The sequence below is a fragment of the Streptomyces sp. NPDC053076 genome (assembly GCF_044546845.1).
Lineage (GTDB): Bacteria > Actinomycetota > Actinomycetes > Streptomycetales > Streptomycetaceae > Streptomyces.
Genome location: NZ_JBITZL010000001.1, coordinates 1,336,438 through 1,356,033, shown reverse-complemented (window position 1 = coordinate 1,356,033; position 19,596 = coordinate 1,336,438). Strand labels below are relative to the sequence as shown.

The 19,596-nt window shown below is 73.9% G+C and carries 18 protein-coding genes; 11 read left to right on the top strand and 7 right to left on the bottom strand.

The genetic code is table 11. The features are described 5' to 3' along the window. The first annotated feature begins 241 nt into the window (after nt 1–241). Nucleotides 242–1,648: a Si-specific NAD(P)(+) transhydrogenase gene (sthA, locus tag ACIGYR_RS05440; RefSeq protein ID WP_399601463.1), complete on the top strand. Its 1,407-nt coding sequence runs from the start codon at nt 242–244 to the stop codon at nt 1,646–1,648. A gap of 276 nt (nt 1,649–1,924) precedes the next feature. On the opposite strand, the gene ACIGYR_RS05435 is transcribed toward sthA, so the two are convergent. The 3 genes from ACIGYR_RS05435 to ACIGYR_RS05425 form a co-directional block, all read right to left on the bottom strand. Then, on the bottom strand, nt 1,925–2,401 hold the full coding sequence (locus ACIGYR_RS05435; RefSeq protein ID WP_399601461.1) for a DUF5709 domain-containing protein: 477 nt from the start codon (nt 2,399–2,401) through the stop codon (nt 1,925–1,927). 552 nt (nt 2,402–2,953) lie between these two features. Beyond that, complete coding sequence (locus tag ACIGYR_RS05430; protein WP_399601457.1) at nt 2,954–3,901, bottom strand: lysylphosphatidylglycerol synthase domain-containing protein; 948 nt, start codon at nt 3,899–3,901, stop codon at nt 2,954–2,956. Further along, nucleotides 3,898–4,143 carry a hypothetical protein gene (locus ACIGYR_RS05425; protein WP_399601455.1) on the bottom strand — a complete coding sequence of 82 codons (246 nt, stop codon included), beginning with the start codon at nt 4,141–4,143 and terminating at the stop codon, nt 3,898–3,900. Before ACIGYR_RS05425 ends, ACIGYR_RS05430 begins: the two co-directional genes overlap by 4 nt. A gap of 166 nt (nt 4,144–4,309) precedes the next feature. Between ACIGYR_RS05425 and ACIGYR_RS05420 the strand changes: the two genes are divergently transcribed. Then, nucleotides 4,310–4,693, top strand: a complete 384-nt coding sequence (locus ACIGYR_RS05420; RefSeq protein ID WP_399601452.1) for a BlaI/MecI/CopY family transcriptional regulator — start codon at nt 4,310–4,312, stop codon at nt 4,691–4,693. A gap of 215 nt (nt 4,694–4,908) precedes the next feature. On the opposite strand, the gene ACIGYR_RS05415 is transcribed toward ACIGYR_RS05420, so the two are convergent. Both ACIGYR_RS05415 and ACIGYR_RS05410 read right to left on the bottom strand, forming a co-directional pair. Further along, complete coding sequence (locus ACIGYR_RS05415; RefSeq protein WP_399601449.1) at nt 4,909–7,263, bottom strand: glycoside hydrolase family 65 protein; 2,355 nt, start codon at nt 7,261–7,263, stop codon at nt 4,909–4,911. Continuing rightward, complete coding sequence (locus ACIGYR_RS05410; protein WP_391837538.1) at nt 7,260–7,997, bottom strand: HAD family hydrolase; 738 nt, start codon at nt 7,995–7,997, stop codon at nt 7,260–7,262. The genes ACIGYR_RS05415 and ACIGYR_RS05410 overlap by 4 nt, the downstream gene beginning before the upstream one ends. Before the next feature lie 84 nt (nt 7,998–8,081). Between ACIGYR_RS05410 and ACIGYR_RS05405 the strand changes: the two genes are divergently transcribed. From ACIGYR_RS05405 to ACIGYR_RS05380, 6 genes are all read left to right on the top strand, one after another. Further along, nucleotides 8,082–8,744: a nucleoside/nucleotide kinase family protein gene (locus tag ACIGYR_RS05405; protein ID WP_399601446.1), complete on the top strand. Its 663-nt coding sequence runs from the start codon at nt 8,082–8,084 to the stop codon at nt 8,742–8,744. Between the two features lie 276 nt (nt 8,745–9,020). Then, the gene (locus tag ACIGYR_RS05400; RefSeq protein WP_399601443.1) at nt 9,021–9,233 is read left to right on the top strand and encodes a hypothetical protein; all 213 of its coding nucleotides are present in this window, start codon (nt 9,021–9,023) and stop codon (nt 9,231–9,233) included. A gap of 91 nt (nt 9,234–9,324) precedes the next feature. After that, the gene (locus tag ACIGYR_RS05395; protein ID WP_399601442.1) at nt 9,325–11,061 is read left to right on the top strand and encodes a phospholipid carrier-dependent glycosyltransferase; all 1,737 of its coding nucleotides are present in this window, start codon (nt 9,325–9,327) and stop codon (nt 11,059–11,061) included. Between the two features lie 78 nt (nt 11,062–11,139). Next, nucleotides 11,140–12,057 (top strand): MurR/RpiR family transcriptional regulator, encoded by a 918-nt coding sequence (locus tag ACIGYR_RS05390; RefSeq protein WP_391837541.1) that lies wholly within the window; start codon nt 11,140–11,142, stop codon nt 12,055–12,057. Nucleotides 12,058–12,745: 688 nt separating this feature from the next. Further along, the gene (locus ACIGYR_RS05385; RefSeq protein WP_391837543.1) at nt 12,746–13,126 is read left to right on the top strand and encodes a hypothetical protein; all 381 of its coding nucleotides are present in this window, start codon (nt 12,746–12,748) and stop codon (nt 13,124–13,126) included. Between the two features lie 249 nt (nt 13,127–13,375). Further along, nucleotides 13,376–15,778 carry a SpoIIE family protein phosphatase gene (locus ACIGYR_RS05380; RefSeq protein WP_399602322.1) on the top strand — a complete coding sequence of 801 codons (2,403 nt, stop codon included), beginning with the start codon at nt 13,376–13,378 and terminating at the stop codon, nt 15,776–15,778. 59 nt (nt 15,779–15,837) lie between these two features. Here ACIGYR_RS05380 and ACIGYR_RS05375 read toward each other — a convergent pair whose 3' ends face one another. Continuing rightward, a complete protein-coding gene (locus tag ACIGYR_RS05375) occupies nt 15,838–16,278 on the bottom strand; it encodes a flavin reductase family protein (RefSeq protein WP_391838257.1) in 441 nt (146 codons plus the stop codon). A 453-nt stretch (nt 16,279–16,731) separates the two neighbouring features. On the opposite strand from ACIGYR_RS05375, the gene ACIGYR_RS05370 reads away from it, so the two are divergent. Then, nucleotides 16,732–16,878 (top strand): hypothetical protein, encoded by a 147-nt coding sequence (locus ACIGYR_RS05370; protein ID WP_391837545.1) that lies wholly within the window; start codon nt 16,732–16,734, stop codon nt 16,876–16,878. Here the strand turns inward: ACIGYR_RS05370 and ACIGYR_RS05365 are convergent. After that, on the bottom strand, nt 16,865–17,707 hold the full coding sequence (locus ACIGYR_RS05365; protein WP_391837547.1) for a hypothetical protein: 843 nt from the start codon (nt 17,705–17,707) through the stop codon (nt 16,865–16,867). The genes ACIGYR_RS05370 and ACIGYR_RS05365 overlap by 14 nt on opposite strands. A 402-nt stretch (nt 17,708–18,109) precedes the next feature. Here ACIGYR_RS05365 and ACIGYR_RS05360 point away from each other — a divergent pair, with 402 nt between their 5' ends. Both ACIGYR_RS05360 and ACIGYR_RS05355 read left to right on the top strand, forming a co-directional pair. Continuing rightward, a complete protein-coding gene (locus ACIGYR_RS05360) occupies nt 18,110–18,850 on the top strand; it encodes a TetR family transcriptional regulator (protein WP_399601436.1) in 741 nt (246 codons plus the stop codon). 167 nt (nt 18,851–19,017) lie between these two features. Further along, nucleotides 19,018–19,434, top strand: a complete 417-nt coding sequence (locus ACIGYR_RS05355) for a Zn-ribbon domain-containing OB-fold protein (protein ID WP_391837551.1) — start codon at nt 19,018–19,020, stop codon at nt 19,432–19,434. The last annotated feature ends 162 nt before the right edge of the window (nt 19,435–19,596 follow it).

Sequence of the window (19,596 nt, the reverse complement as noted above, 5' to 3'; positions counted from 1 at the left end):
CAGACGACCGCAGCGGCGGGGGGGGGGGGGGGGGGGGGGGGGGCCCGGGGGGGGGGCCGGGGGGGGGGGGGCCCCCCCCCCGCGCCCCGGGGGGGGGGGGGGGGGGGGCCCCCCCCCCCCCCCCCCCCGCCCGCACGCCGAGCACTGCCGGGAGCCCTCGTGCACGCGGGTCCGCTCCCACACCGGGAATCCGAACGGCGTGTCTTCCCCGGACCGGCCCCTGGCTGCCAGACTCCCGAGCGTGCCCGACTTCGACTTCGACATGCTCGTCATCGGATCCGGACCCGGCGGCCAGAAGGCCGCCATCGCCGCGGCCAAGCTCGGCCGCCGGGTCGCCCTCGTCGACCGCCCCGACATGCTCGGTGGCGTCTCCCTGCACACCGGCACCATCCCCTCCAAGACCCTGCGCGAGGCGGTGCTGTATCTGACCGGCCTCACCCAACGTGACCTGTACGGGCAGAGCTACCGGCTGAAGGAGGACATCACCGTCGCCGATCTGACCGCGCGCACCCGGCACGTGGTCGGCCGCGAGGTGGACGTCGTCCGCAGCCAACTGGCCCGAAACCACGTCACCCTGTACTCCGGCACGGCCCGCTTCGCCGACCCGCACACCGTGGCGGTGTCCGAGGTCTCCGGCCGGGAACGGCTGATCGGCGCCGAGCACATCGTCATCGCCACCGGCACCCGGCCGGCCCGCCCGGACAGCGTCGAGTTCGACGGGCGGACCATCATGGACTCCGACAACGTGCTCTCGCTGGAGCGGGTGCCCCGGTCCATGGTGATCGTCGGCGCGGGTGTGATCGGCATGGAGTACGCCTCCATGTTCGCCGCGCTGGGCAGCAAGGTGACCGTGGTCGAAAAGCGCCCCGGCATGCTGGACCTGCGCGACGTGGAGATCGTGGAGTCGCTCAAGTACCACCTGCGGGACCTCGCCGTGACCTTCCGGTTCGGGGAGACCGTCGCCGCGGTGGAGCGCCACCCGCGCGGCACACTCACGGTGCTGGAGAGCGGCAAGAAGATACCGGCGGACACCGTGATGTACTCGGCGGGCCGCCAGGGCCTCACCGACGGCCTCGATCTCGGGCGGGCCGGCCTGGCGGCGGACCCGCGCGGTCGGATCGAGGTCGACGAGAACTACCGCACGGAGATACCGCACATCTATGCCGTCGGCGACGTCATCGGCTTCCCGGCGCTCGCCGCGACCTCCATGGAGCAGGGCCGGGCCGCCGCCTACCACGCGTGCGGTGAGCCGGTCGGGCGCATGCACCGGCTCCAGCCGATCGGTATCTACACCATCCCGGAGATCAGCTTCGTCGGCCGGACCGAGGACCAGCTCACCGAGGACCGGGTGCCGTTCGAGGTGGGGATGGCCCGGTACCGCGAGCTGGCCCGGGGACAGATCATCGGGGACTCCCACGGCATGCTGAAACTGCTGGTGTCACCCGAGGACCGCACCCTGCTCGGGGTGCACTGCTTCGGCTCGGGCGCGACCGAGCTGATCCACATCGGACAGTCCGTGATGGGGTGCGGGGGCACGGTGGACTATCTGGTCGACGCGGTCTTCAACTATCCGACGCTGGCGGAGTCGTACAAGGTCGCGGCACTCGACGCGACGAACCGGCTCCGCCAAGTGGACCGGCTGGACTAGCGCCGCCCGAGACGCTGTCCCGACGCCGGGTACGGACGCCCGCACGACTGGACCGAGGCGCTGCCCCCTGTCCGTGGCCGTGCGGGCACCCGCACGACTGGACAGGGGCGCTGCCGCCTGGTGGACGACGGTCGGCCGACGCTGGGCGCGGACGGCCGCACGGCCACGGACAGGGGGCGCTGCCGCCTGGCTGACGGCGGGTGGACGCACCCGGCGGCGCGGCCGTGTCGCGGACACGGCCCGCGCCGCCGGGGGACCACTCTCTCCGGCCGGGGCTCAGATCTCCTCCTCCACCACGTGCACCGCTGCCTCCTCGGCTCCCGCCGCTCCCCCGTCCACGCCCACGTCCCGCGCGATCTCCTCCTTGACCGTGTCGGTGTGGGCGCCCTCGTCCGGGGCTACCAGGCGGCCCGCGCGGGTCCCGCCCGCCTCGGGGTCGACCGGCTCGCCCTCGCCGCCGGGCAGGTCGCCGACCTCGTCGCCGGCCGGCGGTGTCACGTCCGGGACCTCCTGGCCGAGCCGTTCGTCCAGGGTCTCCCCCTGCTGCTGCTCAGCGGCGGTGGTGCCGTGCTTGGTGACGCCCAAAGGGCGCTCGGGCGGGGAGTAGCCCTCGTCGAGCATGTCGTCGTACGTCCGCTCACCGACCGCATCCTGCAGGTCCAGGGGAGTGGCGTCCTCCTGTTCCTCGTTGGTTCCGGTGGGCTGGTAGGCGTCGTCGGCCATGGGGCTCTGCTCGGACTGCTGGTCGCTCATGGGTCGCCTCCTTCGGGGTCCGCGGGCGGTCCTGGTCCGCGTTTCCCGCGACCGGATCATTAATCCCGCTGGTGCCCGGGGCAGGCGGGCGCGGACAGGAGGCGATCTCCGTGCCGCCGGCCCTGACCCCGCTCCTGCCGCGTCGTGGAGCCGCGAACGCGGTGCCAGTCCGGGCACGTGGGCCCGGGCTGAGCGGGGAGGGTCGGAGCGGAGTCAGGGGCGGCCGTCACGGGAGGGTTCTTCTTCGGTGGTGCGGGTACGGCTACGCCCTACAGCCTTGTGCCATTCCCAGGCACCTGCAACTAGTGTGCAGTAAAGGGTGCGGCAGACATTTCCCATGGGGAGGGAAAGCCGGCCGCCCCCCGGCCGAGGCGGCCTACGCGGCCGACAGGCCCTGCCGCATCGTTCGCGCGGCGCCGGTCGCGTCGTGGCCCTCAGCGATCTCGACGGCCGGCGCGCCCGCAGCGGCGTGCGGGAGACTCACGACCGCCGCGGGGATCTGCTGCCGCGGCCCCGGCCGTCAGAGGGGATCGCGTGGCAACGCCCCGGCGGTCACAGGGCCTTGCGCCGCAGGAGGATCCCGAGCACCAGCAGGCCGGGGAGCAGTGGCAGCCACACGGTGAGCAGCCGGTAGCCGAGCACCGCGGACGCGGCGGCGGCGCCGGGGGTGCCGGCGGCGGTGAGGGCGAGGGCCAGCGCGGCGTCCAGCGAGCCCAGACCCCCCGGGGTGGGCAGCAGGGCGGCGGCACTGCTGGCCGCGAGGTACAGCAGTGCCACCTGGAGCGGGGCGAGCGGCAGCCCGACGGCCCGGGTCACGGCGATGAGAACCAGCGCGTGCAGCGCGGCGAAGGCCAGGGAGCCGCCCCACAGGGCCGCCGCACGGGCCGGGCAGGCGTGCAGCGCGCGGATGTCGGTCAGTACGGCGGCGAGCGCAGGCCGGCAGCGCGCCCACCAAGGGGTGGCCAGCAGGACCGCCACCAGTACGGCCACGGCGAGGACGGCGGTGACCGCCACCGGGGAGGCGCGCGGGAGGCGCAGCAGCCCCGGGCAGGCGGGGGCCAGCAGCGCGATCAACGCCAGGCGGACGGCGGCTCCGGTACCGGCCTTGGCGGCGAGCGCGCCGGCCGCGCGTCCGGGCGGCAGTCCGCAGCGCATCAGGAAGCGCAGGTTCACCGCGCCCGCACCGAGCCCGGCGGGCAGCAGATGGTTGGCGGCGGAGGCGGCGAACTGGGCGGCGACCAGCCGGGCGCCGGGCAGCCGCCGGACGACGGCGCCCTGCTGGGCGAGCGCGGAGGCCGCCCACGTGCCTACTGCCGCCGCCGCGCCGGCCAGCAGCCAGCCCTGGTCGGCGACCGCCAGCCGCTCGGCCCCGCTCTCCAGCGCGGGCCAGTGCCGGCGGCCCAGGTACAGCGCGCCGAGCAGAACGGCGAGGCAGACGCCGGCGTGCCAGCAGGCGCGCCGGCGGCCCAGGGAGGCGGTGAGTTGGGCCGGTGACGTCATGAGCCCGTGCCCGGTACGACGTGGTGCGCCGGGGCCGCGGGCGCGGGCCGGCCGATCCGGGCGGCAAGCGCCGTCTCGTCCCGGCCGAGTCCCCTGCCGGGCCGGACGACGAGCTGCCGGGCCTGCGCGAAGGCCGCGGCGACGGCAGCGGGCGGCCGGGCCGCACGAGCGGTGCCGACGGGCGTGCGGCGCGAGCGCTCGTGGCTCACCGCGTCGAGTGTGGCGTGCGCACTGCCGGCCATGACCACCCCTTTGTCCCCACAGGTCGTAGCGCCCACTGTCACCCCCCGACCCGTGGGGCCGGGGAGCAAAAAGGAAAAAACACGGCCAAACCAACGCGTATCACCCGGCCGTACCCGGTGGAGAGGGCCATCCGGACGACGGCCCTACGCGCTGTAAGGTTGGAGCATGGCTGGCACAGGGGCCCCGGGCAGGGCGGAGCGGCGCGGCGCCGGGGAGCTGGAGAGCGAGGTACTGGCCACCCTCTGGGCCACCGAGCGACCGCTGACCCCGGCGGAGATACAGCACGAGATCGGCGGGGGGCTCGCGTACAACACGGTCCACACGATCCTCAAACGCCTGTACGACAAAGGGCTGGTGCTGCGGGACGCCGACGGGCGGCGCGGCGCGTACCGGCCGGCGAAGAACGCGGCCGAGCTGACCGCCCAGGCGATGCACCAGGCCCTGGGCCGGGGTCCCGACCCGATCGCCGCGCTCCGGCACTTCGTGACCGGGCTGGGCGCCGAGGAGGAGCGGGCGCTGCGCGCGCTGCTGGCCGGAGAGAGCGCGTGAGGGTCGGGCCGTAGGGGTGCGGGCCGGATAGCAGGGTGCGGCTGCGCGGGAGCTCGGTCGCGTAGTTCCCCGCACCCTCGGCCAAGCCGCGGTGGACCTGCCCGAGGTGCGCGGGGAACTACGCGAACGGCCACGGCCGGCCCGCACCCGGCATCCGGCCCGCACCCCCGCGGCGCTCCCCGCGGCGCCCGTCAGCCGCACGCACCCGCCCCGGCTCAACCGCCGTTCGGCGCCCGGTGGAGCGGCTGTTCGGGGGCGGGGCGGCGGACCATCGGCGGTACGGCCCGCACGGCCGGCTCCTCGGTGCCGACCGTCAGCGGCTCGCCGTGGTGACAGAGCGTCAGCGGCTCACCGTCCAGAAGCGCGTACGTCACCTTGTCCGCGCCGATGTCCACGCGCAGCCGGCGCCCACGGAACTGGACGTGGAAGGCGAGCCGGCTCAGCCGCTCGGGCAGCCGGGGCGCGAACCGCAGTTGCTCCGGCTCGCGGCGCATGCCGCCGAAGCCCGCCACCAACGCCATCCAGGTGCCCGCCAGCGAGGCGATGTGCAGCCCGTCCCGGGTGTTGTGCTCCAGGTCGTGCAGATCCATCAGCGCGGCCTCGGAGGTGTAGGCGTAAGCGAGGTCCAGATGGCCGGTCCGGGCGGCGATGACGGCCTGGCAGCAGGCGGACAGGGAGGAGTCGCGGACGGTCAGCGGCTCGTAGTAGGCGAAGTTCCGGGCGATCTGCTCCTCGTCGTGCTCCCTCTCGAAGTAGTCGTCGCAGGTGTACATGGCCAGCACCAGGTCGGCCTGTTTGACGACCTGCTTGCGGTAGAGGTCGAAGTAGGGGAAGTGCAGCAGCAGCGGGTACTGGTCGGAGCGGGTGGCCGCGAAGTCCCAGCGCTGGTAGCGGGTGAACCCGGCGTGCTGTTCGTGAACGCCGAGTTCGTCGTTGTACGGCAGGTGCATGGCGTCGGCGGCGTCCCGCCAGGCCGCGCTCTCCTCCTCGTCGACGCCGAGCCGCCGCGCCTCGCGCGGATGGCGTTCCACCGCGTCGGCGGCGGCGCGCAGGTTCTGCCGGGCCATCAGGTTGGTGTAGGTGTTGTCGTCGGCGACCGCGCTGTACTCGTCGGGGCCGGTGACGCCGTCGAGGTGGAAGACGCCGTGGCTGTCGTGGTGGCCCAGCGACCGCCACAGCCGGGCGGTCTCCACCAGCAGTTCCACGCCGGCCTCCCGCTCGAAGGCGGTGTCGCCGGTGGCCTCGACGTAGCGCACCACGGCGTCGGCGACACCGGCGTTCACATGGAAGGCGGCGGTGCCGGCCGGCCAGTAGGCCGAGCCCTCCGGGCCGGCGATGGTCCGCCAGGGGAAGGCGGCCCCGGCGAGCCCCAGCTGGGCGGCTCGTTCGCGGGCCTCGTCCAGGGTGCTGTACCGCCAGCGCAGCGCCTCGGCCACGGCCTGGGGCGCGGTGTGGGTGAGGACCGGCAGCACGAACATCTCGGTGTCCCAGAAGGCGTGCCCGTCGTAGCCGGAGCCGGTCAGGCCTTTGGCCGGGATCGCGCGCCGCTCGGCGCGGGCGCCGGCCTGCAGGACGTGGAACAGCGCGAACCGGACGGCTTGCTGGATCTCCTCGTCGCCCTCCACCTCGACGTCGGCCCGGCTCCAGAAGTCGTCGAGGCACGCCCGCTGGTCGGCGAGCAGGCCCTCCCAGCCGTCGTGCGCGGCGGCGGCGAGCGCGGCGTCCACCTGGTCGGCCATCGCGGGCAGCGACCGGGTGCCGGACCAGCCGTGGGCGACCAGCTTCTCCACCCGCAGGGTCTGCCCGGGCTCCAGCACGGAGGTGACGGTCAGCCGGGCGACATCGATGCCGCTCTCGCTGCGCCTGGTGGTGCGCTCGGGGCCGGTGACCACATGGTCGGCGGCGACGGCGACCCGCAGGCCGCTGCGCCGCGTGCGGTGCACCAGGCGCAGCCGCTCGCCGGCGGCGAAGCCGTCCTCCTGTTCCAGCGGCGACTTGAGCGCCTTCGCCGCGCGCGGGTCGGCGTCGCCCTCCGGCAGGCTCTCGTTGGCGACCAGCTCCGACTGGATCACCACCCGGCTGCGGCTGCCCACGGCCTCCACCTCGTAGGCCACCGCGGCCACCGCCCGCTGGGTCAGCGACACCAGCCGGGTCGAGCGGACCCGGACCGTCGAGCCGGCCGGTGAGGTCCATTCACAGGTCCGCTCCAGTACCCCGCGGCGCAGGTCGAGGACGCGTTCGTGGGAGACGAGCCGGCCGTAGCGCAGGTCGAACGGCTCGTCGTCGACCAGCAGTCGGATGACCTTGCCGTTGGTGATGTTGATGACGGTCTGCCCGGACTCCGGGTAGCCGTACCCCGCTTCCGCGTACGGCAGCGGGTGCACCTCGTGCACGCCGTTGAGGTAGCTGCCCGGCAGCCCGTGCGGTTCACCCTCGTCCAGGTTGCCGCGCCAGCCGACGTGCCCGTTGGACAGGGCGAACACGGACTCGCTCTGGGCGAGGACGTCGAGGTCGAGGGCGGTCTCGCGGACGGTCCACGGCTCGACGGCGTACGACCGCTCGGTGATCACTGCTTGCCTCCCAGTTCGGCCAGGTCCCGGACGACGGTGTCGGCGCCGTGCGCGTACAGCGCGTCGGTCTGGCCCACCCGGTCCACGCCGACGACGTACCCGAAGCCGCCCGCGCGGCCCGCGTCCATGCCGGCCAGCGCGTCCTCGAAGACGGCCGCGCGGGACGCCTCGACACCCAGGTCGCGGGCGGCGGCGAGGAAGGTGTCGGGGTGCGGTTTGCCCGGCAGGTTCCGTTCGACGGCCACCACTCCGTCGATGCGTACGTCGAAGAAGTGCTCGGCGCCGACGGAGCGCAGCACGTCCCGGCAGTTGGCGCTGGAGGAGACGATCGCGGTGCGCAGTCCCTCGGCGCGCACGGCCTCCAGATAGCGCAGGGTGCCCTCGTACGCCTCCACTCCGCCCGTGCGGATCTTCTCCAGCAGCAGCTCGTTCTTGCGGTTGCCGACGCCGTGCACGGTGCGGGCGTCCGGCGGGTCGCCGGGCTCGCCCTCGGGGAGGTGGATGCCGCGCGAGTCCAGGAAGGCCCGCACGCCGTCGGCGCGGGGGCGGCCGTCGACGTACTCGTCGTAGTCGGCGGCGTCGAACGGTCGTCCCTGCGCGCCCTGGTAGTCGCGCAGGAACGCGTCGAACGTCTCCTTCCAGGCCGCCGCGTGCACGACGGCCGTCTTGGTGACGACCCCGTCGAGATCGAAGAGACACGCCTGGATGGTGTCGGGCAGACCGAGCTGAGTCATACCCCAACTCTTCCCCGTGGGGCGGCCCTCAGCGGGTGGCGCACGCCACACGTGCGGCGGGCGGTCGGTGGCACACTCTGCTGTGTGCCGGTGACCTTCGACGACCTCCTCACGCGCGCCCGTGCCCTGTCCCGAGGCGGCCGGCGTGCCCTGCTCGGCATCGCGGGCAGCCCCGGTGCGGGCAAGACGACGCTGGCCGAGCGCCTGGTGCGCGCCCTGAACGGCGACGGGCCGCCCCGGGCCGCGCATGTCCCCATGGACGGCTTCCATCTCGCCGACGCGGAACTGGACCGGCTGGGCCGCCGGGACCGCAAGGGCGCGCCGGACACGTTCGACGCGGCCGGGTACGCCGCGCTGCTGCGACGGCTGCGCGAGGAGACCGACGAGGTGGTGTACGCGCCGGCGTTCGAGCGGGTGCTGGAGCAGCCGCTCGCCGGCGTGCTGCCCGTGCCGCCGGAGGCCCGGCTGGTGGTGACCGAGGGAAACTATCTGCTGCTGGCGGAGGGCGCGTGGGCGCGGGTGCGGCCGTGCCTGGACGAGGTGTGGTTCTGCGAGCTCGACGAGGAGGAGCGGATCCGCCGGCTGGTCGCCCGGCACGAGGAGTTCGGCAAGGAGCGGGCGGCGGCCGTGGCCTGGGTGCTGGGCACGGACCAGCGCAACGCCGACCTGGTCGCGAAAACCCGGGAGCGGGCGGACCTGATCGTGCCGGCCACGGCACTGCCCGCCGTGCCGCTCCCCGAGAGCTGAGGGCCGAGGGCTGAGGACCGAGGGCTGAGGGCTGAGGGCTGAGGGCTGAGGACCGAGAGCTGAGGGCTGAGGACCGAGAGCTGAGGACCGAGAGCTGAGGACCGGGCGCGCCGCCGGTGCCGGAGCCGCTCGGGTCCTCGAGGGCCCGGCGGGGGCGTTGTCAGGATCCGCGTCCGAGAGGCACAGGCATGCCGTCAGCTGCCGGGCACCGCTCCCCCGCAGGTGCTCGACCGGCCGCACGGGTCCGACCCACCGCACGGGTCCGACCCACCGCACGTGTCCGACCGGCCGCACGTGTCCGACCGGCCGCACGTTTCCGACCCGCGGCTGGACACCGAACCGCCGCCGGCCGCGGGCGGCATGGCGCCGGTCCTGGACGCGGCCCGGCTCGCCGGGGGATTCGTGCCGGTCGGGGTGAACTCCGACCGGCTGCGGACCGTACCCGTGTGCACGGCGGAAGGTCTGCCGGTACGACTCGTGCGGCGGTGACGCCGGGGCTGGCGGGAGCGGTGCGACAGCGGGGCCATGACCCGGCGCCGGGCTCTCCCGCCGCCGCACGGCCGGTGCCAGCTGGGGGCGGATGATGGCGCACGAACGGCAACCGGTCCGCACACCGGAGGCTCCCGCGGCGGGATCCGCACGCCGGGCCCCCGCCGGCCCGTACGCCCGGCTGCGCCGGCACGGACGCCGGTTCCTGCCGCTCCTGGTCCTCCTGCTGCTGGCGCAGATGGCCGTGGCGATGGTCACCTCGGCCGTCCGGCAGACCCCCACCATCGACGAGCCGGTGTACGTCGCGACGGCCACCGACTATCTGCACGAGCACCGGCTGCGCTACAACCCCGAGCATCCCCCGCTCGGGAAGCTGCTGATCGCGGCCGGGGTGGCGGTGGCCGACCCGCACTACGACCCGTCGTACACCGGCACACAGGGGGCCGTGGGCCGGCATCTGCTGTACGAGTCGGGCAACGACCCCTGGCGGCTGATGCTGTGGGCGCGGCTGCCGGTGATCGCGCTGACGCTGCTGTGCGGGCTGGTCGTGTTCGCGTTCGCCCGGGACCTGGCGGGCGCGGCGGGCGGGGCGGCCGCGCTCGCTCTGTACGCCTTCTCGCCCGATGTGATCGCACACGGGTCGCTGGCCACGCTGGACCTCCCGGCGGCCGGGTTCGTGCTGACGTCCGTCTGGCTGGCGTGGCGGGCCCGGCGCCGGCCTGTGCGGTATCTGCCGCTCGCGGGGGCGGCGGCGGGGGCGGCCGTGGCGACCAAGATGAGCGCGCTGCCGGCGGTGCCGGTGCTGATGGCGCTGGCGGCGGTGTCGGTGGTGGCCGCCGAGCGGTCCGGCCCGGTCTCCTGGTGGCCGCGTTCCGTCTCCGGGCCGGCCGGTGGCAGGCTGCGGCAGGTGCCGGCGGCGCTGGTGGGCGCGGTCGTCGTGGCGGTCGTGGCCCTGGTCGTCGTGTGGGTCACGTATGCGGCCGTCGATCCCCGGCTGCGGTTCTCCCCCGCCGAGCCGGTGCCGGCCGTGGCGGGCCTGCGCGGGCGGCTGGTGGATCTGCTGCCGGTACCGTCGGCGTACCGGGCCGGGATGCAAGTGCAGTTCGGCTTGGAGGACCACCCCTGGCAGGGCTTTCTGTTCGGGCACCTGTACACCGGTTCGCTCTGGTACTACCTGCCGGCCGCGCTGCTGGTGAAGACGCCGCTCGGGCTGCTGGTGCTGGGCGTGGCCGGTGCCGTGGCGGTCACGGCCCGCCACCGGACGCGGCCCGCCGCGCCGTATGTGCTGGTGCCGCCCGCGGTGCTGCTGGCGGCGGCGATGACGGGGTCACGGGACTTCGGCACCCGGTACGCGCTGTTCGTGCCGGTGTTCCTCGCGGTGGCGGCGGCGTGCCTGGTGCCTTGCGGGTGGCGCGGGAGCAGGCTCCTGGCCGGCGCGCTGGTGATGTTCACGGCGGTGAGTTCGCTGCGCGCGTTCCCGTACTACCTGCCGTACGCGAACGAGGCGTTCGGCGGCCCCGCGCACACCCACCGGCTGCTGCACGACTCGAACGTGGACTGGGGGCAGGACCTGGGCCGGCTCGCCGACCGGCTCCGCGAACGGTATCCGGGCGAACGGGTGTGGCTGGTGTACAAGGGCAGCGGAGTGCCGTCGTACTACGGCATCCGGGCCGCCGATCCGCGTACGGTGCCGCCGGAGCGCGTGCACGGGCTGCTGGTGGTGTCGGACTCCGCGGTCGCCAAGGCGCGCGGGGGGCTCGCCGAGCTGATCGCGAGCAGTCGGCCGGTCGGCGAAGTGGGCCATTCCATCAGCCTGTACCGGCGGTGAGCCCCCTGCCTCAACCCCCTGGTCACGGCGGTCGGTGAGCTATGTTGAGTGCTCGTGGCAGACAAAGGAGGCCGACCCGTGCCCTCGCCGCAGCAGGCACGCGCTCAGGCATCAGCGATCACGTCGGGCAGGACGGCGCCCGCGGCCGAGGCCGCCCCGACCTCCCGGCTCAGGGAACTCTTCGACGGCCCCCGTCTGTCGCCGGGGCAGCGGCGCATCGCCCAGTACCTGATCGAGCACATCACCGAGGCCGCGTTCCTGTCGATCACCGAGCTGGCCGACCGGGTGGGGGTCAGCCAGCCATCCGTCACCCGCTTCGCCGCCGCCGTCGGCTTCAGCGGCTACCCCGCGCTGCGCGAGAGGCTCCAGGCCATCGCGCTGAGCAGCCTCGCCGGCGGGCCCGGCGAGGAGAACCGGGCCAACGAGCTCCAGGCGGCCGTCGACGGTGAGATCCAGAACCTGGAGAATCTGCGGCGCGACTTCGCCAACCCCGACCGGGTCATCCACGTCGGCCGCGAGCTGTCCCGCTCCGCCCCGCTGACCGTCCTGGGCCTGCGGATCTCGGTGTCGCTGGCCGAGTACTTCAGCTACGCCGCCCGCCGTATCCACCCGGACGTACGGCTGGTGACCCTCGGCGGCAGCGTGGCCTACGACGCGCTCCTACAGGCCCGCGAGGCCGGCGGCAGCTGGGTGCTGGCCTTCGCCATGCCCCGGCACTCCCAGGAGACGCTGAACGCCGTCCGGGTGGCACGCGGCGCGGGTCTGAAGGTGGCCCTGGTGACCGACCTGGCGCTGGGCCCGCTGGCCGACGAAGCCGACGTCACCTTCGCCACCGGCACCGGTTCGCGGCTGGTGTTCGATTCCTACGCCGCGCCCGGTGTCCTGGCCGCGGCGCTGTTGCAGGCCATGACCGACGCCGATCCGGAGCGCACCCAGGCCCGGCTGGAGAAGTACGAGCAGCTCTCGGAACAGCACCAGTTCTTCCTCAAGGACTGACGAACTCAAGGACCGACAGACCCGAGGACGGGCGGACCCGAGGACCCGGGCGAACCCGAAGACGGGCGAACCCGAAGACGGCCGGACCCGAAGACGGCCGGACCCGAGAACGGCCGGACCCGAAGACGGCGAACGTCCCGCCCCGCCGCGCGCGGGTGAGGGCCGACCGGGCCTTCGCCGGGCGCCGTCCCGGCGCCGTGCGGGCAAGGGCCGACCGGGGGCCCTCGCCCGGCGCTGTTCCGGCGCTGTTCCGGCGCTGTTCCGGCGCTGTTCCGGCGCTGTTCCCGCGGCTCATCCTTCCGCCCGTGCCCGGCGTTCGTGAAGATCTTGCGGTCTCCAACCCCTTGGACAGGGATCATTCACCCCAAATCGCGCATGAATGTTTTCATACGTCTTGCAAACCGGACGGCATATATAAATACTGCTCGGCGGACTCACCGCACGCAAACCCGCCCCGAGAAAGCCGACGGACCGCCCATGCGCACGCACCACCGCACGCAGCGCCGGTTCCCCGCGCCCGGGGCTCCCGAACGGACACTCCCTGCCGCCGTCCCCTACCCACGTCGGCGCCCGGAGTGTCCCGGGGCGCATCGTCTGCGCGACGCGCCCGTGGCGGCCCCGGTCATCCCCTAGGCCGGGGCCGCCCCTGATTCGTCGACCACCCTCACGACGCCGCACACCGGAAGCGATGATCATGCCCCTGACCAGCACGCGCATCACCCCCGACTGGCCCTGTCAGGTCAAGACGCCGGGCAGCTACGACTGGGAGCGCTCGGCGGCCAAGTGGCTGCGTGAGCTGATCCCCGCGCGTTACGCCAGCTATCCGGCACTCATCCGCCACCCGGTCCTGCTCGCCCGGCACGCGCAGCTCCAGGTCCAGCAGGAGATCCGGGTCGCACGGACCGCCCTGCAGACCGCGCGGGCCGAGCTGCCGATGCTCGGACTGCCCGAGTCGGTGATCGAACACACGATCAAGCTGTACGCGGCCGAGGTGCTGCAACTGCAGCACATCGCGCGCAGCGTGCGTGCGGTCAGCGAGGCCCTGGTCGGCCGCGGCGCGGGCCGCTGAGCTCTGCCGGCCCGTCTCCGCCGGCCCGGGCTTCCCCGCCCTTTCCCCGCCTTCCCGGGCCCCATCCGCGCCCGCTCGCCCCTCCGCCCGGATCCCCGCCCCCGGGACCGGCCGCCCCTGCTCGCAGGGCCCCTCCCCATGAGCGGGAGCCTCGTATGAAGGTCGCATGAATCCCGCCCCGGCAGACGAGTGATCGAACGGGCGCAGGTGTGCAATGCTCGTCGCGTGACGAGCGAGCCTCTGCCTCCGGTGGACCGCGAGACCAGCGCCGAGCTCGCGGCGCTGGCCAAGGTCGTGGCACGGCAGCGCGCCGAGATGGAACGGCTGCGGGATCTGGCCGCCACCTCGGCGGTCCTGGAGCGCGCCAAGGGCGTACTGATGGCCGTCACCGGCTGCACTCCGGACACCGCCCACGAGGAGCTGCTCCAGCGCGCCAAGGACGGCAACCGCACCCTCCTCGAACAGTGCTGGCTCACCCTGGGCGCCCTGCCGCCCAAGGAACACCCCGCCGCCCCGGTCGCACCGCCCGCGGCGGCGCCCCCCACCGTCGGCCCCTGGGGAAGCGTGCCCGCAGGCGAAGGCGCCCTGGACCTGGCGGACGTACTGGGCCACATCGGCCGCGACCTGGTCCGGGTCGGCTCGCCGCACGAGCTGGCCGGGTGCCTGCTGGACCACCTGGCGCCCGAGGTGGACGCCGACGCGGTGATGATCTACGAGCAGTTGCCCGAGGGCGGGCTCGGCCTGATCGGGCACGCCGGCATCGACCCCACCCTCGCCGCCCAGTGGCGTCACGTACCCCCGGTGACCGGCGTGCCCGCACTAGACGCCCTGCGGTCCGGGGAGCCGCGCTGGCTGGAGAACGCGGCGGTGGACCGCGCACGCTACCTGCTCATCGGGGCCCCTCCGGAGCGGTGGCTCACCCGGGCCTGGCTGCCCGTGCCGACCGGGGACACCGCGAGCGTCGCCCTCGGGGTGCTGCGCCGGCGCGGCGGGCCGTTCGAAGCGCGCGAGCGGGAGCTGCTGCGGGCCGTGGCCCGGCTGTGCGCGGGCCGGCTGCGGGCCTTCGACAGCCCGCAGAACGGCACGGCAGGGAATGTCTCCCAGACCGTGCAGGCGGTGTTCGACGCACTGCCGGGAGCGGCGATCCTGCTGACCCCGCTGCGCTCCGCCGCCGGCGAGGTGGAGGACTACCGCATCGAGGCGGCCACTCCGGAAGCGGTCGACGTGTTCGGCCGGACCGGCCGGGACATGGTCGGCAAACGCATCCTGGAGAGCTACCCGTCGGTCGCGGGTGAGCCGCTGTGGCAGGGCTATCTCCAGGCCCTGGAGACCGGAGACCTGTTCGAGGGCGAGCCGTTCGCCTACCAGGACGTGGTCGGCGAGGTGCCCGTGACCACCACCTACACGGTGCGGGCGGCGCGGCTGGGTGAGGGCCTGGTGGTGACCTGGCTGCGGCACGACCCGGTGGAACGCCAGGAGCAGCGCCTGGCCGACGTGCAGCGGCTCGGCAACCTCGGCTGGGCGAACTGGAACCTGATCACCCAGGAGAGCTCCTGGGCCGCGCAGACCTACGCCGTGCTCGGCCGGCAGCCCGGACAGCGGCCGGTCCGGCTGGAGCGGCTGCCCGATCTGGCCCTGGCCGAGGACAAGGGGCCGCTCGCCCACGCGATCGCCGAACTCGTCTCGCGCGGCCGGCCGTTCGACGTGCCGTTCCGCATCGAGACGTCCGCGGGCGTCCGGTACCTGCGGATGGTCGCGGAGGCGGTCACGGCGCCCGACGGCACCCCGGTCGAGGTGCACGGCTTCATCCAGGACATCACCGCGCAGCGCAGCGCGGAGCTCGCGCTGGTGGAGAGCGAACGCGCGATGCTGCTCCAGCGCGGCATCCTCCAGGCCGAGCGGGCCCTGGCCGCCCGGCTGCAGCACGCCCTGCTGCCGCTGCCCGACAAGCCCCGGCAGTTGGCCGGACTGCGCATCGAGGTCTCCTATCTGCCCTCGCAGACGGGCATCCACGTGGGCGGCGACTGGTTCAGCGCCATCGAACTGCCCGACTCCGAGGCACTGTTCGTGGTCGGCGACGTGGCGGGTCACGGCATCGACGCCGTGGCCACCATGGCTCAGCTGAGGTTCACCGCGAAGGGCATGGTCAGCACCGGTTCCTCACTCACGGGCGCACTGACCCGGCTCAACCAGCTGCTGCTGCACTCCCGCGACGGCCAGACCACCGCCACCATGGTCCTGGCCCGCTACGATCCCGACCGGCGCATCCTGGCCTGGGCACAGGCCGGGCACCCGCCGCCGCTGCTGGTGCGCCGGGGCGAGGTGCGCTTCCTCGACCGTCCCGGCGGCATGCTGCTCGGCGCGACGGCCGCCCCCGTCTACGAGTCGCTGGAGCTGCGGCTCGAACCCGGGGACCGGCTGCTGCTCTACACCGACGGCCTGGTCGAACGCCCCGGCGAGGGTCTCGACGCGGGCTTCGCCCGGCTGGCCGAGGCGGTGCGGGCGCACGGCCTCGGCGAGTCCGGCTCCCTGGACGCCCTGCTCGCCACGATACTGGCGGACGAACGGCGCGACGACGTGTGCGTGCTGGACATCCGGGTGCCCCCGGAGACCGCGCGGGACGCGGAAGGGGCGGCGGAGACGGACACCTAGCGGTCACGCTCAGTCCGCTGGGTGCCCGGCATCGATGGTGACCGGCACCTAGCGGTCACTCAGTCCGCGGGGTGCCCGGCTTCGATGGTGACCGCGTCGGAGAGCCGCAGCAGCGGTCCGTCAGGTCCCTCGCCCCACTCGACCGGGTCGAGGACGTGACCGACGTGATCGCCCCCGTCGATACGGTGCAGGACGGTGCCGACGAACCAGGCCGCGGCCCCGTCCAGGACGGCGGAACCGACGGGTCCCTCACGCCAGTCGAGCCGCGCGAACTTGTCGACCTCGTCGCCCGTCTCGCCGCCGAACAGTTCCGCCAGGTCCCGCTGGTCGCGGGTGAGCAGATGGACGGTGAGGTGCTGCGCGGTCCGGGCGACCCGGTAGGTGTGGTTGGCCTTGGACAGCCAGACGACGAACCGGGGCGGCTGGATGGAGCACTGCGAGGCGAAGCCGACCAGGCAGCCGGCACGCTCGTCACCCGCCACGGCGGTGACCACACACATGTCCGGGTTCAGCCGGTCGAAGAAGCCCCCTGGGTCCGCCTGCCGGCCGCTGCCCGGATCCGCCTCCCGACCACTGCTCCGATCCGCCGGCCTGCGGCTCCGATCCGCCGGCCCGCCACCGCCCGGATCCACCGCTCGGCTGCCCTCGCCGGCCCGCTCGCTCCCGTCCGCCGTACCGCCCGTGTCCCGCCCACCGCTCCGGTCCGCCATGCCGCCGCCCGCGTCCCGCTCGCCGCTTCCGTCAGCCATGCAGTCGCTCCCGTTCCGCCATGCACTCGCTCCCGGCCGCCGCCCGGCACCGGCCGGGAGCCGTCCAGTCGATGTCGCTCGTGCCTCCTGGGTGCCCGGCGTGCCGTCCGTGAATCGTCGCCGAAGCCAGTGCGGGACTCCAGCGCGCGGCGCGTGTCGTTCTGGTGGACGCGCGTCCCGTCGACGCTGAGGCCGTACCGGACCGTGACGTGGCGTCGGGCGGTCGCGGCGGTGACGTCCGCGCCGGCCACGCTCTCCTCGGCGGCCACCGGCTCCACGCTGACCCTGACGTTCGGCGATCTGACGGGCATGGCGGGAGCCGGCCAGCGGATCGTGGTCAGGCTGGGCTGACCACTCCCTGCGCGAACCGGCTCAGGGACGCCGTGAACGCGGCGACGAAGGCGTCCCCGGCCTCCTCCGGCAGCGCGTCCAGGGAGAGGTAGGGGTTGAGGTCCTCCAGTTCGACCAGCAGCAGGCCGCCGTCGGGGGCGCGGCAGGCGTCGACGCGCTGGATGCCGCACCCGAGGTCGTTCCAGTCGATGAACCGGCGGGCGAACTCCAGGTCGGCGGCGGTGGCCGGGTACGGCCTGAGTTCCCAGCGGCGCTGGGGGTCGGGTGCGTACAGGGCGTACTGGAAGTCGTCGTCGACGAAGTAGAAGGACACCTCGTAGGCGAAGTCGACGCAGGGCTGGACCAGGACGTCGCCGGCGGCGAGGTCTCCGAGCCGGCTACCGGGGACGATCCGCAGGCCGAGGGAGTCGGCACCGAGCTTCGGCTTGACCACGTACCGCTCGGCGGACGGCAGCAGGTGCAGGTCCTCGGCGCGGTCGACGGTCGGGATCACGGGGAAGCCGGCGGCGGTCAGGTCGAGCAGGTACTGCTTGCCGGCCATGTCGGCCTTCCCGGTGAGCGGGTTGTACACACGGGCCTCGGTGGCCAGCGCCCGCGCGCGGAAGGCGTCGTATGCGCGCTGGTAACCGAGGACGGGGCCGCTGTTGCGGACGACGACGGCGTCGAAGCCGTCCATCAGGGCCGCGGCGTCCAGTGGATGACACAGGGCCAGATCGAAGTGGGCGCGCAGCCGGGAGGTGAGGTGGATGTCCTCGTCGCAGTAACGACGCCCGCGGGCCTGGTACGCCAGGTCGGTGACGTAGAGCAGGCGGGGGCGGTCGCCGGTCATGAGGACTCCTTGGAGGGCGGTGCGGGGGTGGCACCTGAGTGGTGCGAGGCCGACGTCGTCAGCGGCGGTGGCGGTGGCGGTGGCGGTGGCGGTGGCGGTGGCGGTGGCGGTGGCGGTGGCGGAGAAAGGTTACGCCGCAGGGTACGCCCGCTCCGCACACCCCCGGACGGCCGACCGCCCACCCGTGGCTCATCGCCCGCGCGGACAGGCCGCCCCGCTCGCCGGCATTCCCCTCACCGCCGCCGCGCCCCCACCGCCCGCCGTCACGCCCTTCGACGCCGTCGCCGCGCCCCACGCCGTCGCCGCGCCCCGCACTGGTCCCAGCAGCACTCAGTTCCCCCATGAGGCCGCTCACGCTGCACTGAGTGTCAGTAATCTGGTCCGAGTGCTACTTTCCCGTCCATGAGCTCCAGCAGCGCGGCGCCGGCCGCGAAGCCGCCGATGCGGGACGCCCTGGTGGCGGCGGCCTTCCGGCTCTTCCTGGAACGCGGGTACGAGCAGACCACGGTGGACGACATCGTGGCCCTGGCCGGGGTCGGCCGGCGCTCGTTCTTCCGCTACTTCCCCTCCAAGGAGGACGTGGTCTTCCCCGACCACGAGGGCTGCCTGGCCGAGATGACCGCGTTCCTGGCGGCGAGCGGTCCCGAGCACGAGCCGGTGCGGCGGGTGTGCGACGCGGCCCGGCTGGTGCTGCGGATGTACGCCGAGAACCCGGCCTTCTCGGTGCAGCGCTACCGGCTCACCCGGCAGGTGCCGGGGCTGCGCGCCTATGAGCTGTCGGTGGTGTGGCGCTACGAGCGCGCGCTCGCCGAGTATCTGCGCGCCCGGTTCGCGGGGCGGCCCGACGGGACCCTGCGCGCCGACGTCATCGCCGCCGCGGTCGTCGCCGCGCACAACAACGCCCTGCGCTGCTGGCTGCGGTCGGAGGGCGAGGGCGACGCGGGCGCGGCCGTCGACCACGCGCTGACCTATGTACAGAGGACGTACGCCCGGCCGGCGGACGCCCCGGCGGCGCCCGCCCGCGGCGGCCCGGCCGGCACCGGCGCCGCACAGCCCGACGACGTGGTGGTCCTGGTCACCCGCCGGGACGCCCCGCTGTGGCGCGTGGTGCAGGAGCTGGAGACGGCGCTCGACCGCGGCTGACCGCCGCGGGGACCCGATGACGGTAATTAGGGGTACGGAGTGCCTTTACGAGTGACACTGAGTGCCATACGCTGTCGGCGTGCACGGTGGCACGGCACCCGTGCACGTGCGTGCACGGCCCGCTCCGGGCACGCGGGATTCCGGCCGAGCGCAGGGAGTTGACCAGCGTGTACCACCACTCAGCAAGCACCTCGCACCCGGCGGCCGGTTCCGCGACGGGTGTTCTCGAACCCGCCGTCGCGGACTCCAAGGACGCCATCCTCTTCCAGCGCTGCACCTGGTGCGGCACCGCGACGTACCACCGGCTGCTGTGTCCGGTGTGCCAGGGCAGTGAACTGCGCACCGAGCGCAGCGAGGGCACCGGCACGGTCCGCCACTCCACCGTGGTGCACCGCAACACGCCCGCGGCACGCAATGTGTCGCTGATAGAGATGGCCGAGGGCTTCGTCGTACGGGGCCGGGTCATGGGCCCGCCGGTCGGGATCCACAGCGGTGACCGGGTCCGGCTGTCCACCGCCCAGGACCCCGTGCGCGGTGAACCGGTCTTCCAGCTGATGGACGAGCCGTACCGGGCCTGGACCTGACCGCCGCACGACGCTGAGCACCCGACAGGCCGCGTCACCGACGCCACAGCCCCGGGACCAACTCCCCTGCGGCGAAAGGCCGTCCAGCCCGTGAAACCCGATCGGCGCCGGGGCCGACCTCCGATGTGATCCATCACCTCCTCTTCACAGGCAACCCACAGT